Source organism: Bradyrhizobium sp. NAS96.2 (assembly GCF_001908235.1).
GTDB lineage: Bacteria > Pseudomonadota > Alphaproteobacteria > Rhizobiales > Xanthobacteraceae > Bradyrhizobium.
Genome location: NZ_LGHK01000123.1, coordinates 15,868 through 30,899, shown reverse-complemented (window position 1 = coordinate 30,899; position 15,032 = coordinate 15,868). Strand labels below are relative to the sequence as shown.

General features: G+C 65.0%; 12 protein-coding genes and 1 pseudogene. 8 read left to right on the top strand and 5 right to left on the bottom strand.

Features of this window, described 5'->3' with window-relative positions; translation table 11 throughout:
• The 4 genes from AC628_RS44850 to AC628_RS25420 all read right to left on the bottom strand — a co-directional run.
• On the bottom strand, positions 1-250 hold a 250-nt coding region (locus tag AC628_RS44850), incomplete at its 3' end, for a hypothetical protein (protein ID WP_210190260.1).
• 13 nt (positions 251-263) lie between these two features.
• Complete coding sequence (locus AC628_RS25430) at positions 264-707, bottom strand: response regulator transcription factor (RefSeq protein WP_502689767.1); 444 nt, start codon at positions 705-707, stop codon at positions 264-266.
• A 33-nt stretch (positions 708-740) separates the two neighbouring features.
• A complete protein-coding gene (locus tag AC628_RS25425) occupies positions 741-1,415 on the bottom strand; it encodes a response regulator transcription factor (protein ID WP_074129528.1) in 675 nt (224 codons plus the stop codon).
• Complete coding sequence (locus AC628_RS25420) at positions 1,409-3,190, bottom strand: PAS domain-containing sensor histidine kinase (RefSeq protein ID WP_245321302.1); 1,782 nt, start codon at positions 3,188-3,190, stop codon at positions 1,409-1,411. The genes AC628_RS25425 and AC628_RS25420 overlap by 7 nt, the downstream gene beginning before the upstream one ends.
• Positions 3,191-3,541: 351 nt before the next feature.
• Here AC628_RS25420 and AC628_RS25415 point away from each other — a divergent pair, with 351 nt between their 5' ends.
• The 3 genes and pseudogenes from AC628_RS25415 (at position 3,542) to AC628_RS25405 (ending at position 7,479) form a co-directional block, all read left to right on the top strand.
• The gene (locus tag AC628_RS25415) at positions 3,542-3,808 is read left to right on the top strand and encodes a hypothetical protein (protein WP_074129526.1); all 267 of its coding nucleotides are present in this window, start codon (positions 3,542-3,544) and stop codon (positions 3,806-3,808) included.
• Positions 3,809-4,088: 280 nt separating this feature from the next.
• Positions 4,089-5,536: pseudogene (locus tag AC628_RS25410) on the top strand (HlyD family secretion protein).
• Positions 5,533-7,479: a glycosyltransferase gene (locus tag AC628_RS25405; protein ID WP_074129525.1), complete on the top strand. Its 1,947-nt coding sequence runs from the start codon at positions 5,533-5,535 to the stop codon at positions 7,477-7,479. Before AC628_RS25410 ends, AC628_RS25405 begins: the two are co-directional and overlap by 4 nt.
• Before the next feature lie 212 nt (positions 7,480-7,691).
• Here the strand turns inward: AC628_RS25405 and AC628_RS25400 are convergent, their stop codons facing one another.
• Positions 7,692-10,484, bottom strand: coding sequence for a [protein-PII] uridylyltransferase (locus AC628_RS25400; RefSeq protein WP_074129524.1), 2,793 nt, complete (start codon positions 10,482-10,484; stop codon positions 7,692-7,694).
• A 197-nt stretch (positions 10,485-10,681) separates the two neighbouring features.
• Between AC628_RS25400 and AC628_RS25395 the strand changes: the two genes are divergently transcribed.
• The 5 genes from AC628_RS25395 (at position 10,682) to AC628_RS25375 (ending at position 14,983) form a co-directional block, all read left to right on the top strand.
• Positions 10,682-11,656 (top strand): aliphatic sulfonate ABC transporter substrate-binding protein, encoded by a 975-nt coding sequence (locus tag AC628_RS25395; protein WP_074129523.1) that lies wholly within the window; start codon positions 10,682-10,684, stop codon positions 11,654-11,656.
• Between the two features lie 90 nt (positions 11,657-11,746).
• Positions 11,747-12,583 (top strand): ABC transporter permease, encoded by an 837-nt coding sequence (locus AC628_RS25390; RefSeq protein WP_074129533.1) that lies wholly within the window; start codon positions 11,747-11,749, stop codon positions 12,581-12,583.
• Complete coding sequence (locus AC628_RS25385; RefSeq protein WP_074129522.1) at positions 12,583-13,368, top strand: ABC transporter ATP-binding protein; 786 nt, start codon at positions 12,583-12,585, stop codon at positions 13,366-13,368. The genes AC628_RS25390 and AC628_RS25385 overlap by 1 nt, the downstream gene beginning before the upstream one ends.
• 154 nt (positions 13,369-13,522) lie before the next feature.
• The gene (locus tag AC628_RS25380) at positions 13,523-14,032 is read left to right on the top strand and encodes an OsmC family protein (RefSeq protein WP_074129521.1); all 510 of its coding nucleotides are present in this window, start codon (positions 13,523-13,525) and stop codon (positions 14,030-14,032) included.
• A gap of 150 nt (positions 14,033-14,182) precedes the next feature.
• Positions 14,183-14,983, top strand: coding sequence for a hypothetical protein (locus tag AC628_RS25375; RefSeq protein WP_074129520.1), 801 nt, complete (start codon positions 14,183-14,185; stop codon positions 14,981-14,983).
• Positions 14,984-15,032 lie beyond the last annotated feature (49 nt).

Below are 15,032 nucleotides of genomic sequence, written 5' to 3'. Positions count from 1 at the left end.
CGCAGTAGCGTTCACCCGCCGGGTTTCGCAAACAGATGATCTTGGGCTCTTCGCTGTCGCATTGGGCACAGCGCGGTTCCGCACGCATGGCGACCTCCCTCCGAGGAATTGCCATTTGCCATTCAAAATGTCTGACGTGGTCCTTGCCGTCGGTGAAGAGCGGCGACGCGAAATCTCGCGCCACGGCCGCGCCTGCACAACTTGTCCAGATGTTTGGCGGCATCATCCTTGCGTATACCGGTCCGGTCATGCCCGATTTGAGCTCAATCGCTCGTCGCGGCGCGCTGGCCGAGGGCGGTATCGAGGCATTTGATCAGGACATCCCCGTCGAAGGGCTTGATCAGAAAGCAGACCGCCCCTGCCTTAAGGGCCCGGGCGCGATCGTTCTCGACGGAGAAGGCTGTGATGAAAATGAACGGAAGACGCCGTCCGTTGGCAATCAGGTGACTCTGCAGGTCGAGCCCGCTCATCGCCGGCATCCTGACATCCGTGATCACGCAGGATGTGTCATTCAGGCGGGGCGAGTGCAGGAATTCCTCGGCCGACGCGTAGGCCTCGACCGCATAGCCCAGCGACCTGACGAGATTGTGGGTCGCGGTACGAACCGAGACGTCATCGTCGATGATTGATATCACTGGCGGATTGGACAAGGAGGTCTTCCCGGGGGCGGTCGGATACGGCTTGGTTTGTGCGATGATGCGGCGCACAGTGCGTCGCCAATCGAGGCCGGAGAATCATACTTAGGTTTGCGCCCTGCCGGATGCCTGTCCGATCCCGAGGATCTCGGCCATCCGGACCAGATCGGGCAGCGACTTCGCTGCCATTTTGCGCATGATCTGGCCGCGGTGGATCTTCACCGTGATCTCGGCCACGCCGATTTCCGCGGCAACCTGCTTGTTCATCAGTCCGGCCGTGACGAGTGTCATCACCTGACGCTCGCGCGGTGTCAGGCTCGCGAAGGCGGCGCGGAGGTTTGCGAGAACCTTGGCCTCGTCGCGACGATTCCTGTCGCGCTCGATTGCTGTCGTAACGGCATCCAGCATGTCCTGATCGCGGAATGGCTTGGTCAGGAAGTCGACCGCTCCGGCCTTCATGGCCCTGACCGTCATCGGGATATCGCCATGGCCGGTCATGAAGATGATCGGAATATGAATGCCGGCCTTCGCCAGCTCTGCCTGAAAGTCGAGGCCGCTCAGCCGGGGCAGCCGGATGTCCAGGATCAGGCAGCTCGGGACATCCGCCGGCTTGTGCTGCAGAAATTCATGGGCCGAGCCGAACGCCACGGTTCGCAGGCCGACCGACCGGAAAAGATTGCTCAGCGCGTCCCGCACCGACGCGTCGTCGTCGATGACGAAGACGATCGGATCCTCGGCGTTGGTGTGAGTGGGAGGCGATGCCGCGCGTCCAGTCACCATGCGTGATCCTCTTGACGCAGTGGCAAGGTAAACTGGAATGTCGCGCCGTGGCCGGTGTTTTCGGTCGCGGACAGGCGGCCTCGGTGGGCCTCGATGATCGAGCGGCAGATCGACAATCCCATTCCCATGCCGCTGGCCTTGGTGGTGTAGAAGGCGTCAAACAGCCGCTCGGCATTCCCGGCCGCGATCCCGATACCACAATCGGTGACCGTGACCAGGATCTGCCCGGCATCGTCATGGCGGGTCCGGATCACCAGTTCCCGCGGCCTGTCCGTCACCGGTTGCATTGCCTCGATCCCGTTGAGGACGAGGTTGAGGACGACCTGCTGCAGCTGGATGCGATCCGCGATGACCGGCGGAAGCGCCGGAGTGAGGTCCAGCTGCAGGGAGATCAGGTGGCTCTGCAATTCATGTTGCACCAGGCCGATCACCTCGTTGATGACCTCATTGATATCGAGCGGGGCCTTCTGCTCGGTCGTCTTGTTCACCATTGCGCGGACCCGCTGGATGACCTCGCCCGCCCGGTTGCCATCGCGGATGATCGACCTGACGGCTCCGCGCGCTTCATTCAGGTCGGGGGTCGCCCGGTCGAGCCACCGCAGGCATGCCGCGGCGTTGGCGACCACAGCGGCAAGGGGCTGGTTCACTTCATGGGCGATCGATGCGGCGAGCTCGCCGAGCGCCGTCACGCGCGTGACATGCGCAAGGTTGGTCTGCGCTTCGTGCAATTTCGCCTCGGCCAGCTTGCGCGCCGTCACGTCGGTGACCGCTCCGACAAATTCGGTGTCGCCCGCGAGGTTAGTCACCGCATGCGCTCTGGCGTGGACGTATTTGATTGCCCCATTGGGCATCAGCAAGCGGTAGCCGTGCTCGAAGTCCTTGCCGTCGAGCGAGGCGCGATCGATGGTCCGTTGCACGCGGGCGCGATCATCTGGATGGACGCGTTGCAGGACCGTGCCATGCGTGATGGAGGGAACCCTGTCGAACTCGAAGATTCTGAACGTTTCTTCCGACCAGATGATCTCGCCGCTGGCGACATGCCAGCCAAAGCTGCCGGTGTGGCTCAATCGCTGGGCTTCGGTCAGGTACATTTCACTCTGCTGCAGTGCGTTTTCGGCGTGTTTGCGTTCGGTGATGTCCTCGCAGGCGATCAGGACGATCAGCTGACCGTCCAGCCGCCGCACGGCCTTGGCATTTTCACGAACCCAAAGCCTGGAACCGTCCTTGCGGACCTTGCGGATTTCCCAACTGTGGGTTTGGCCAATGTTGTCGAGGCATGCGGCGACGTTGCGCTGGACCATAGGTTGGTCTTCGGCGGCAAACACCCGCAGCACGGATCGTCCGAGCAATTCGTCGACGGTGTAGCCGAGCTGTGCCGCGCCGAACGTGTTGACCGACAGCACGAGGCCCGTCGCGTCGACCATGAAATACATGACCGGGTTGTGCTCGAACACCTCTTTCCATTGCGCTTCGCTGTTGCGCAGCGCCTCGATCGCGCGCTCTTCGCCGCTGGTCCGGCCGCGCAACATGGCCTCCATCTGCCTTTGGGTACGGCCCACCAGGCGCATCATCAGCAATGTCGCGGTCAGCGCCGCGACGAGCAGCGCGAGGGCAACCAGGTGGGCGGACGCTGCAGGCTGCGGGCCAAACACCAGCCCAATGCAGGTTGCGGCCAAGGCCAGCACCATGCCGCCGAGCAGCCATTGTTCGGCTGACCAGGACCTCGTGGTCGGGTTGGGCATCATCGGCAGCACCAGCACTTGTCCGTTCAGCACTTGGCCGTCATGGGCCGCGCTGCGTCGCTAGGTGACCGCTACCATCAGCGGCGACAACGTCGCCCTCCTAACAGGCTTGATCTTAGCAGCTTTACCGACGTCCGGACGAAATCATGCAGGCCTTTGGCGAGCCACGCGCGTGAGAGGTCGCGCGGAAAGCGAAGCGCGCCAGCGCACTCAGGTCCAGGTTGCGGCTAAACCTAAGTATGGTCCGCCCCACCCGAATGTAACGGCCGGATCAACCTCCGTTCAATGGCCCGTTTCTTCCCGGTGACTACGCTTATTGGGTAACTCGATGACAGTAGAGGTTTCCGGGCTTCGGCAATCGCCAATCAGAGACGGGAGATTGAAATGCCCAACAGGCGCCTGCATTTGATCCTCTGCTCCGAAGATGCCGCGCACGAGGCAACGCGTCAGAGACCCGAGCGCAGCTTCCAGCCGACCGTTATCGATGGTGGCAAGCAGGCCGCGAGCGTGCCGGCCGATCAATCCTGGATCGATCTGCTCGACGTCTTCGATTTGGGCGTCGTGATCTGTCAGGCGAGCTACCTGGCCTTGCTGGGCGCGAGCCTGGCAGCGCTGCAGGCGCAAGCAGGCGTGCCGGATCAAGCATCGTAGGCCACCCAGGAGTTAGCCCCGGCAGGCTGCCGGACCGGAGCGATGGCTGCTCACGCCAGGGTCGCGCAGACGGGTCCGATAACAGCCTCCGTGAGAGCCCGGAATCCAGTCCCTCTAGCCCTGATGGATTCCGGGCTCAGTCTTTTCGGAAGCGTCCCCAATGACGGGCCAAGCAGGTCGACGGCGTCCTACCCGCGCCGGGTTCTCGGCCATCGCGAATTGCAGAAAGTTTTCCGAAAGATGCCGGGTTCGCTTTAGCTGCTTTTGAAGCACCTGATTATTGGATCGGTCCGGCAACGGCATCGCTCTGGTGAGCTGTGCGTTGGTTCGCGCACTGACAGATCAGGGGCCGGTCATCATGAATCAGGCACAGCAGCAAAAGCCGCTTTCCGAGGGCGATGTTTCCGTCACCAGGGATGGGGAAGCGGGCGCGCGCGGATTGCAACGCGACTTGCAGGACCGGCTGCAGCCGGCGCACGACGAGCCGGTCAGCGAGCCCGCCGGCGATAGCGCACCGCACCCCGACGCGCCAGCAGGCTCGGGCCGGTGGGTTCGGCGCCTGCTCAAGGTCGGCATCGGCCTTGCGATCGTTGCCGTGTTCGGGTGGCTGCCGCTGAAAGCCGTGCTGCAGACCTCGAGTGTCGAGGCCGTGGTTAATGCCAGGATCGTGACCCTGCGCTCGCCGATCGACGGCACCGTGAGCGCGAAGCCGCAGCAAGGCTCGACGCAGCTCAGCGTGGTCCATGAGGGCGATGCGATCCTGCACGTCGTCAATGCGCGCGGCGATCGCGTGCGGCTCGACGATCTACGGCGGCAGATGTCGCGGCTGGAAAATGAGCGCCCGAGCTTCGCCGCCAAGCTTGCCGCTGCCGAGACCGCGCAACAGGACCTCGCCCGCCAGGCCGGTCAGTTCCGCGACGGCCGCATCCTGCAGCTTCAGGCCCGCATCGCCGAAATCCAGACCGCGATCGAGGCCGCGGCCGCGCGGCGGGAGGAGGCGACGGCTGCGGTCGAACGCGCCTCGTCGCTGATCAAATCGGGCAGCGTCTCGACGGTCGAGATGGCCCGGCTGACGCGCGAGCAGTCGATCGCCCAGCAGACCGAGATCGGCGCGCAGCGCCGCCTCGACGCCGCCAAGGTCGAGCTCACGGCAGCGAGGAACGGCACCTATCTCGGCGACAGCTACAACGACCGGCCGAGTTCCGTGCAGCGCGAAGAGGAGATGCGCCAGCGCGTCAGCGACCTGCGCGCCGACCTGGCGCATGCCGATGCCGAGATCGACTGGCTGACCCACGAGATCGCCTCCGAGCAACTGCACTACGTCAACCGGGCGGAAGCCGACATCAAGGCCCCGGTCGGGGGACGGATCTGGGAGATGATGACCTCGCCCGGCGAGGACGTCAGGGCCGGGCAACCCTTGCTCAAACTGCTCGATTGCACGGAGAGGTCGTCACCGCGAACGTCACCGAATGGGTCTATAACCGCCTCAGGCTCGGCGAGCAGGCGAGTTTCGAGCCGAACGACGGCAGCGCCGCGATCCAGGGTGAGATCGTCAACCTCACCGGCGCGTCGGGTGCGCCCGCAAACCTTGCGATCAATCCGGATGCGCTGAACAAGGAGCCGTATCGTGTGACGGTCTCGATGCCGGCGACCGATACTGCGGGCAAGGACTGCGCGGTCGGCCGCACCGGACGGGTGGTGTTCAACACGGACGCGGCAAAGCCATGATGGCGGTATTCGCGCCCGGGCTGGTCGCCTTCGGCGCCTGCCTTGCGATCCTGCCGTTGCTCCGGCGCGAGCAGACGCTGGCCCGCGTCATGATGACCGGAATGTCGTTCGTCCTGCTGCTGCACTATTTCGTCTGGCGGGTGACCCAGACCTTGCCGCCTCTGGGCCTCACCGCCGATGCGCTGGTCGGCTATCCCTTCGTGGTGGCCGAAGCCGCCTCGATGATCGCGGTGTGCCTGTCGCTGTTGTTTCTCAGCCGGACCATCGACCGCTCGCCCGAGGTCAATGCGATCCTGCGCCGATCCCGGGCGAGCGCAGATGCGCCGCTCGTCGACGTCTTCATCTGCACCTACAACGAGGAGAAGGCGATCCTGGAGCGCACCATCATCGGCGCGACCGGGCTGAACTATCCCAATTATCGCGTCTGGGTGCTCGACGATGGGCGCAGGCTGTGGCTGCGCCGGCTCGCCCAGGAACTCGGCTGCAACTACCTGACCCGTCCGGACAACCGCCACGCCAAGGCCGGCAACATCAATCATGCGCTCCAGCACGTGTCAGCGCTGCCGGACCGGCCGGAGTTCGTCTCGATCCTCGATGCGGACTTCGTCCCGATGCCGGAGTTCCTGACGCGGGCGATGAGCCTGATGCAGGACGGCACCGTCGGCGTCGTGCAGACGCCGCAGCACTTCATCAACCCGGATCCGATCCAGACCAATCTCGCCGCGACCGACGTCTGGCCGGACGAACAGCGCTTCTTCTTCGACATTTTCATGCCGGCCAAGGATGCCTGGGGCACCGCGTTCTGCTGCGGCACCTCATCGCTGATCCGTTACGCCGGCCTGATGCAGATCGGCGGCTTTCCGACCGATTCAGTGACGGAGGATTACCTTGTCACGCTGCGGCTGAAGGAAAAGGGCCTGCGCACGGTCTATCTCAACGAGCGCCTGACCATTGGCCTCGCGCCGGAAGGGCTGAAGGAGTACATCACCCAGCGCGGGCGCTGGTGTCTCGGCTTCATGCAGATCTTCCGGGGGCGCAGCGGGCCGTTCTCGCGGCAATCGAAGCTCGCATTCATGGACCGGCTGTCGCTGGTCGATGCCTTCATGAGCTGGGCGGCGGTCTACAGCACCAAGACTTTCGGCCTGGTCGTGCCCTGGCTCTATCTGCTGTTCGGGATCAAGGCGGTTCACGCCGACCTGTCCGAGCTCCTGAAATACTTCATGCCGTTCTACGTCTGGCACGCCTTCACCATGGCCTGGATCTCGCGCGGCCGTTCGCTCGCGATCATGACCGACGTCTCGCAATACATCGCAGCCCCCGCGGTATTGAAGGCGGTCGTGACCGGGCTCGCCCGGCCGCAGGGCCACAAGTTCAAGGTGACGGCCAAGGGCGGCGACCGCAACCGCCGCTTCATCGAATGGCCGCTGCTGCGGCTCTATGGCAGCGCCTTGCTGATCACGCTGTTCGCGATCGCCTATGCCTTCATCCTGCATCTACGCGGCGACAGCATCGCCTATGGCGGGCTGGCGCTGGGCTGGAGCCTCTACAATTGCGTCGTGCTGGCGATCGTCTGCTTCATCTGCATCGAGCAGCCGCGGCGCCGCAAGGCCGAGCGGTTCGAGCGCGACGAGCCGGTTTTGATTCACGAAGGCGCCGCGCCGCGGCTGGTGCGGATGGCCGACATCTCGATATCAGGCGCGCGCTTCATCGATCCCTCCCCGCCGGCAATCGGGGTCTCGATCAAATGCAATGTCTACGGCCAGAATGTCACCGCGCTGGTGGTCCGCCGCACCCGTGACGGCTTCGGCGTCCGTTTCGAGGATGCGGCCGCGACGCGGATCAATGTCGTGCGCGCATTCTATGCCGGCGAATATGTCCGCGCCTTCCACGGCGTGCGCGCCGCGCCGGTCGGCAAGGCGTTGCTGATGCGGCTGTTTGGTTGAAACGCTGCGATCGGGCTTCGCGGTGTTGCTCCTTCGGTGGAAGCGATTTTCGATCCCGTCATCCTGAGGAGGCCGCGCAGCGGCCGTCTCGAAGGATCGACGGCCCGGCTGTGGGCCGCGAGTAGACGTGGACGCGCTGAGATATCCGGGCCGTCGATCCTTCGAGGCTCGCTTCGCCCGCACCTCAGGATGACGGGGGCGGCATATGTGCCCTACGCCGCCGGCTTCGCGGCCTGGTCCTCGCTTGACAACAGATGCAGCAGCGCGCTCTTGATCGCCGATTGCCGGGTCGGCGCGGTGACCTGGGCGCCGAGCAGATCGGTGACATAGAACACGTCGCGGGCGCGTTCGCCGAAGGTCGCGACATGGGCGGAGGCGATGTTGAGGTTGAGCTTCGAAATCGCCGTGGTGAGCTGGTAGAGCAGGCCGGGGCGGTCGAGGCCGGAGACCTCGATCACGGTGTAACGGTCGGACCACTGGTTGTTGATGGTCACTTCGGGCTCGACGATGAACGGGCGCGTCTTGCTGCGCACCGCGCGCTTCGCCACCGCCTCGGGAAGCCTGAGCTTGCCTTCCAGCACGTGTTCGATCATCTCGCCGATCCTTGTGGCGCGGCGGCCCTCGTCCTCGTCGCGGTCGTATTCGCGCGAGATCGAGATGGTGTCGAGCGCACGGCCGTCGGTCGTGGTGTAGATCTGCGCGTCGACGATGTTGGCGCCGGCCGAGGCGCAGGCGCCCGCGATGATCGACAGCAGCCAGGGATGGTCGGTCGCCAGGATCGTGAGCTCGGTGACGGCACGGATCTCGTCGAAGCCGACATTGATCGCGAGCTTGTGGCCGGCCTGCTCGCTGGCGCGGATGAAGCGCGCCTGGCGGATCTTGCGCGGCAGCTCGACCTTGAGCCAGTAGGCCGGATAGTGCCGGCCGATATAGGCGTTGAGCTCGGCCTCCGGCCATTCGGTGAAGACGCGGCGAAATTCGGCCTGCGCCACCGCGATGCGCTGGGCGCGGTTGACCTCCGAGAAGCCGCCGGTCAGTACCGGCTCGGTCTCGTAATACAGCGTGCGCAACAGCTGCGCCTTCCAGCCGTTCCACACGCCGGGGCCGACGCCGCGGATATCGGCGGTGGTCAGGATCGTCAGCAGCTTCATCTGCTCGACCGACTGCACCACGGCGGCGAAATTCTCGATGGTCTTGCGGTCCGACAAATCGCGCGACTGCGCCACCGTCGACATCGTCAGATGTTCCTCGATCAGCCACGCCACCAGCTCGGTGTCGGCCGCGGAGAAGCCGAGCCGCGGGCACAGCCGCCGCGCCACCTTGGCGCCGGCGATCGAGTGATCCTCCGGCCGGCCCTTGGCGATGTCGTGCAGCAGCGTTGCGATATAGATCACCGGACGGTGCTCGGGGCGGATCTTGCGGAACAGGTCGCTGGCGACCGTGAACTCCTCGTTGCCGCCGCGCTCGATGTCCTGCAGGAAGCCGATGCAGCGCAGCAGATGCTCGTCCACCGTATAGTGGTGGTACATGTTGAACTGCATCATCGACACGATCTTGCCGAAGGCGCGGATGAAGTGGCCGAGCACGCCGGTCTCGTTCATCCGCCGCAGCACGACCTCCGCATTGTCGGAGGTCAGGATCTCCATGAACAGGCGGTTGGCTTCGTCGTTCTCGCGCAGCTGGGTGTTGATCAGCTTCAGCGAGCGCGTCACCGTGCGCATCGCGTCGGGGTGGAAGGCGAGGTTGTTCTGCTGCGCGAGGCGGAAGATCCGGATCAGATTGACCGGATCGTGCTTGAACACGTCGGGCGCGGCGAGGTTGATGCGGTTGTTGTCGACGATGAAGTCGTCGCTGCCGTTAACCCGCCGCCGCTTGGTGCCGGGCCGCAGCCGCGCCACCATCCGGCTCAGCACCGGCGCCGGCTTGTTGTGCTCTTCCTCGAGCCTGGCGCACAGGATCGCGGTGAGGTCGCCGACGTCCTTCGCGATCAGGAAGTAGTGCTTCATGAAGCGCTCGACGTCCTGCATGCCCGGATGCGAGGTGTAGCCGAGCCGCACCGCGATCTCGCGCTGCATGTCGAACGACAGCCGCTCCTCGGCGCGCCCGGCGAAGAAGTGCAGGTTGCAGCGCACCGACCACAGGAAGTCGGCGCAGCGGCGGAAGGTGCGGTACTCCTGCGCGTCGAACACGCCGCGTTCCAGCAGTTCGTCGGTCTCGCGTACGCGGTAGACGTATTTGGCGATCCAGAACAGCGTGTGCAGGTCGCGCAGGCCGCCCTTGCCGTCCTTGACGTTGGGCTCGACCAAATAGCGCGACTGGCCGGCGCGGCGGTGCCGTTCCTCGCGCTCGGCAAGCTTGGCGGTAACGAATTCCGCCGCGGTGCCCTGCACCACTTCCGTGTCGAAGCGTTCGACCAGCTCGTCATAGAGCGGCTGGTCGCCGGTCAGAAAGCGCGTCTCCAGGATCGCGGTGCGGATCGTCATGTCGCCGCGCGCCTGGCGGATCGATTCATCGACCGAGCGGGTGGCGTGGCCGACCTTCAGCCCCATGTCCCAGAGGCAATAGAGGATGGCTTCGGCGACCTGCTCGCCCCATGCGGTCTGCTTGTAGGGGAGGATGAACAACAGATCGATGTCGGATTCCGGCGCCATCAGCCCGCGGCCATAGCCGCCGGTCGCGACCACGGCCATGCGCTCGGCGCCCGAGGGGATCGGCGAGTGGTAGAGATGCCGGGTCGCCGCGGCATAGAGGATGCGGATGATCTCGTCCTGCACGAAGCAGAGCCGTTCGGCGCAGCGGCGGCCGTGGCGGTCCTTCAGCAGCAGCGCCTGCGCCGTGGCACGCGCCGCGATCAGCTCGGCCTTGAGCAGTTGCGCCATCGCGGCGCGGAACTGGTCCTCGCGGCCGGCATGCTGTTCGGCGAGTGCATTGACCGCCGCGGTGATCCGCTCGGTCTCGAAACGATCGTCCGCTTCAGGGCGGACTTCGGCTACGACGCTGTCCATACGTTCATCCGATATCGGACGGAGCTGTTGCTGTCACTGACCAAAGTATGATGACAGCAGCTCCATGCTCTCCTCGCGGCACTTCGAGCAAGATCGTTCTCGCGCCGTCGCGTAAAGGGTAGAGATTTTCTCGTTGACCGCAAGGCTAACTCATTGAAATAAAAGATTGTTTCTTAATCTGATCGAGGGGGCGATGAATGCATAAATTTTCCCGGCGCGCCTTTGCTGCGCTGCTCGCGGTCTCGACCTTCCTGCCCGGCGCGGCGCTCGCGGCCGACGCGCCGAAGGAGATCCGGATCGACTGGGCAACCTACAATCCGGTGTCGATGGTCCTGAAGCAGAAGGGCCTGCTGGAGAAGGAATTCGCCAAGGACGGCATCAGCATCGTCTGGGTGCAGTCGGCCGGCTCCAACAAGGCGCTCGAATTCCTCAATGCCGGGTCGATCGATCTCGGCTCGACCGCGGGCTCGGCCGCTTTGGTCGCGCGGATCAACGGCAACCCGATCAAGTCGATCTACGTCTATTCGCGCCCCGAATGGACCGCGCTGGTCACGTCAAAGGACTCCAAGATCGCGTCGGTCGCCGATCTCAAGGGCAAGCGCGTTGCGGTGACGCGCGGCACCGACCCGCACATCTTCCTGGTCCGCGCGCTGCTCGGCGCCGGTTTGACCGAAAAGGACATCACGCCGGTGCTGTTGCAGCACGCCGACGGCAAGACCGCACTGATCCGCGGCGACGTCGACGCCTGGGCCGGCCTCGATCCGATGATGGCGCAGGCCGAGGTCGAGGAGGGTGCCAAGCTGTTCTACCGCAAGGCCGACGCCAACACCTGGGGCATCCTCAATGTCCGCGAGGAGTTTTTGAAGGCGCATCCGGATATCGTCCGCCGCGTGCTCGCGACGTATGAGGAGGCGCGGAAATATTCGCTGGCGAACTATGACGAGCTGAAGAAGACCTTCATTGCGGTGACGAAACTGCCGGACACCGTGGTCGACAAGCAGCTCAAGGAACGCACCGAGCTGACCCATAGCCGCATTGGCGCGCCCCAGCGGGAATCGATCCTCGCCGCCGGCCTCGCGCTGCAGCAGGCGGGCGTGATCGACGCCAAGACCGATGTGAAAGCGGCGCTGGATTCGTTGATCGACGACCAGGTCCCGCTGCCGACGAACTGATGGCCGGCCTTCGCCGGGACGACGTGGGGATGGAGCCCGGGGGCGCCCCCACCTTGCAATCCCACTCGAAGAATAGTTCTTGCTATGGCGATGACCGTTGACCTGCCCGCGCTGGAACAGACGGCCGCGCCGCGTGCGGCGCCGGCGCGGTGGTCGCGCTTGGCGCGGCCGGCGCTCGGGCTTCTGGTGCCGGTCGTGCTGGCACTGGGCTGGGAACTGGTGGTTTATCTCGGCTACTCAAACGGCCGCCTGGTGCCGCCGCCGTCAAAGGTGTTCCAGACCATCGTCGAGCTCGCCAGAAGCGGCGAGCTGTCGCGGCATGTCCTGGCGACGCTGTGGCGCGTCGGTGCGGGCTTTGCGCTCGGCGTCATCGCCGGCACCATCATGGGGGCGATCTCCGGCTATTGGGATTTCGCCAAGCGGCTGCTTGATCCGACGGTGCAGGCCTTGCGCGCGATCCCCTCGCTCGCCTGGGTGCCGCTGTTCGTGCTCTGGCTCGGCATCTTCGAAACCTCGAAGGTCGCGCTGATCGCGGTCGGCGTGTTCTTTCCGATCTATCTCGGCGTGATGGGCGCGATCCTGTCGGTCGATCGCAAGATCGTCGAGGTCGGCCGCGTGTTCCGCCTGTCCGGCCCGGCCATGATCCGCCGCATCCTGTTGCCGGCGGTGCTGCCGGCCTATGTGGTGGCGCTGCGGGTCGGGCTGGGCCTGGGGTGGATGTTCGTGGTCGCGGCCGAACTGATCGGCGCCTCCGAAGGCCTCGGCTATCTGCTGCTCGACGGCCAGCAGCTCGGCAAGCCGGCGCAGATCCTCGCCGCGATCGTGATCTTCGCGATCCTCGGCAAGCTGACCGACTGGCTGATCGAGGTTGCCGTCGCGCCGCTGCTGCGCTGGCAGGATGCGTTCGGCGCACGGGGAGGGGCCTGATGCTCGCACTCAAAGACGTCGGCAAGACCTATCCGAACGGCGTCCACGCGCTGGAACGCTTCTCGGCGGAGATTTCGCCCGGCGAGATCATCGCCATCATCGGCGGCTCCGGTTGCGGCAAGTCGACCTTGCTGCGCGCCATCGCCGGGCTCGATCGCGCCAGCACGGGCTCGGTCTCGCTCGACAATGCTGTCATCACCTCGCCGCACGCCAAGATCGGCATCATCTTCCAGGAGCCGCGGCTGCTGCCCTGGCTCAGCGTCGCCGACAATATCGGTTTCGGCCTCGCTGATCTTTCGGCTGAAGTCAGGCGCGAACGGGTCGCATCCGCGCTGGCCCGCGTCGGCCTCACTGATAAGGCCGCAGCCTGGCCGCGCGAGCTCTCCGGCGGGCAGGCGCAGCGGGTCGCGATCGCCCGCGCGCTGGTGCCGCAGCCCGAAGTGCTGCTGCTCGACGAGCCGTTCTCGGCACTCGATGCCTTCACGCGGCGCGATTTGCAGGACCATCTGCTCGATCTCTGGGCCGATACAAGGCCGACACTGATCCTGGTCACCCATGACGTCGACGAGGCCGTGGTGCTGGCCGACCGTGTGCTGGTGATGCGGCCGCGGCCGGGCCGGCTGTTCGAAGAGATCACCATCAACCTGGCGCGGCCGCGTGATCGCAAATCGGAACTGTTCGATACCTTCAAGCGCCGCGTGCTGACCGCGCTCGATCGCTCGCTGGATCGCTCGGTGCGTGACGTCACGGACAAATCCAGCGCCGGCGAGGCGATGTGGTGGTGACATCGGCGGCTTAAGGCCTTACACCGGAACGAGAGCATGATCCGGAAAAGTGTGAAGCGGTTTTCCGAAAAGATCATGCGAAAACAAGAATCTAAAGCGCGATGACGTTTCAGGCTCATCTCATCGCGCTTTAAGAACAGCCGGGAGCAGACCCATGGACTCCGCCGAACTCCGCGCAATGCAGGCTCCGATCAAGGAGCGCTACAAGACCGACCCGCAGGCCGCCGTGATTACGTTGAAGGCCAAGGGCACGATCGACAGCGAAAGCCTGTCCTGCAAGGTCGAGACCGGCCGCGCGCTTGCGGTCGCCGGCCTGCATCCCGCGACCGGCGGCTCCGGGCTCGAGCTCTGCTCCGGCGACATGCTGCTGGAGGCGCTGGTCGCCTGCGCCGGCGTCACGCTGAAATCGGTCGCCACCGCTGTCGAGGTGCCGCTGAAGGTCGGCAACGTGTTCGCCGAGGGCGATCTCGATTTCCGCGGCACGCTCGGCGTCGACAAGGAGACCCCGGTCGGCTTCCGCGAAATCCGCCTGCGCTTTGAGATCGGCACCGACGCGCCGCAGGACAAGCTCGATCTGTTGCTGAAACTCACCGAGCGTTACTGCGTGGTCTATCAGACCATCAAGAACGGCCCGAAGGTGACGGTGACGATGCAGCGGGTTTAAGCTGTTTAACCGGTGTCGTCCCGGCGAAAGCCGGGACCCATACGCCGTGTCCCATCGTTGAAATTCTGCTGTTCGACGGCTTTCGTTCCCCACTAGCGGTCGTGGTTATGGGTCCCGGGTCGCGCTACGCTTGCCCGGGACGACGGAAAAATGTCCCCCGAGCTCCACTTCATCCTGCTACTCGTGCTGCGCATGGCGGTTGCGGCCGCGTTCGTGGTCTCAGCGTCGATCATCACGGAGCGGTCGGGGCCGGTGATCGGCGCGCTGATCGCAACCCTGCCGATCTCGGCCGGGCCGTCCTACACCTTCCTCGCGCTCGACCATGACGCGGCCTTCATCGCCGAGGGCGCGCTGTCGAGCCTGCCGGTCAACGCGGCGACGATCTTCATGGGGCTCACCTACGCCGTGCTGGCGCAGCGCTTCAGCATGTGGATCAGCGCGGGAAGTGCGATCGCGCTGTGGCTCGTGCTCGGCACCATCATCCGCCAGTTCGCCTGGACGCTGGCCGGCGGGCTGATCCTCAACGCCATTGCGTTCGCGATCTGCATTCCGCTGCTCAAGCCGTACCGCCACGTCGCCAAGATGCCGCTGATCGCGCGGCGCTGGTATGACATTCCGTTGCGCGCCGCGCTGGTCGCGAGCCTGGTCGGCACCGTGGTCACCGCGTCGACCTGGGTCGGGCCGCGCGTCACCGGCGTGATCGCGCTGTTTCCGATCGTGTTCTCCTCGATGATGCTGATCCTGCATCCGCGGATCGGCGGCCCCGCCACGGCCGCCGTGCTCGCCAACAGCGCCTGGGGCCTGCTCGGCTTCGGCCTCGGCATCGCGGTGCTGCATGTCGCGGTGCTGCAATTCGGCTCGGCGATCGGTCTCTGCTGCGCGCTCGCCACCTGCATCATCTGGAATCTGGCGCTGTGGCAGATCGGGCGGAGGAAGAGCGCGAAGGCCTGACGTTCGTCATTGTGAGGAGCGCAGCGACGAAGCAATCCATCGTCCCGCA

Bases quoted from the DNA above. Each gene is read 5' to 3' on its own strand.
- AC628_RS25405 (WP_074129525.1), top strand. From the start codon at position 5,533: ATGATGGCGGTATTCGCGCCCGGGCTGGTCGCCTTCGGCGCCTGCCTT.
- AC628_RS25425 (WP_074129528.1), bottom strand. From the start codon at position 1,415: ATGGTGACTGGACGCGCGGCATCGCCTCCCACTCACACCAACGCCGAG.
- AC628_RS25380 (WP_074129521.1), top strand. From the start codon at position 13,523: ATGGACTCCGCCGAACTCCGCGCAATGCAGGCTCCGATCAAGGAGCGC.
- AC628_RS25390 (WP_074129533.1), top strand. From the start codon at position 11,747: ATGACCGTTGACCTGCCCGCGCTGGAACAGACGGCCGCGCCGCGTGCG.
- AC628_RS25400 (WP_074129524.1), bottom strand. From the start codon at position 10,484: ATGGACAGCGTCGTAGCCGAAGTCCGCCCTGAAGCGGACGATCGTTTC.
- AC628_RS25415 (WP_074129526.1), top strand. From the start codon at position 3,542: ATGCCCAACAGGCGCCTGCATTTGATCCTCTGCTCCGAAGATGCCGCG.
- AC628_RS25375 (WP_074129520.1), top strand. From the start codon at position 14,183: ATGTCCCCCGAGCTCCACTTCATCCTGCTACTCGTGCTGCGCATGGCG.
- AC628_RS25395 (WP_074129523.1), top strand. From the start codon at position 10,682: ATGCATAAATTTTCCCGGCGCGCCTTTGCTGCGCTGCTCGCGGTCTCG.
- AC628_RS25385 (WP_074129522.1), top strand. From the start codon at position 12,583: ATGCTCGCACTCAAAGACGTCGGCAAGACCTATCCGAACGGCGTCCAC.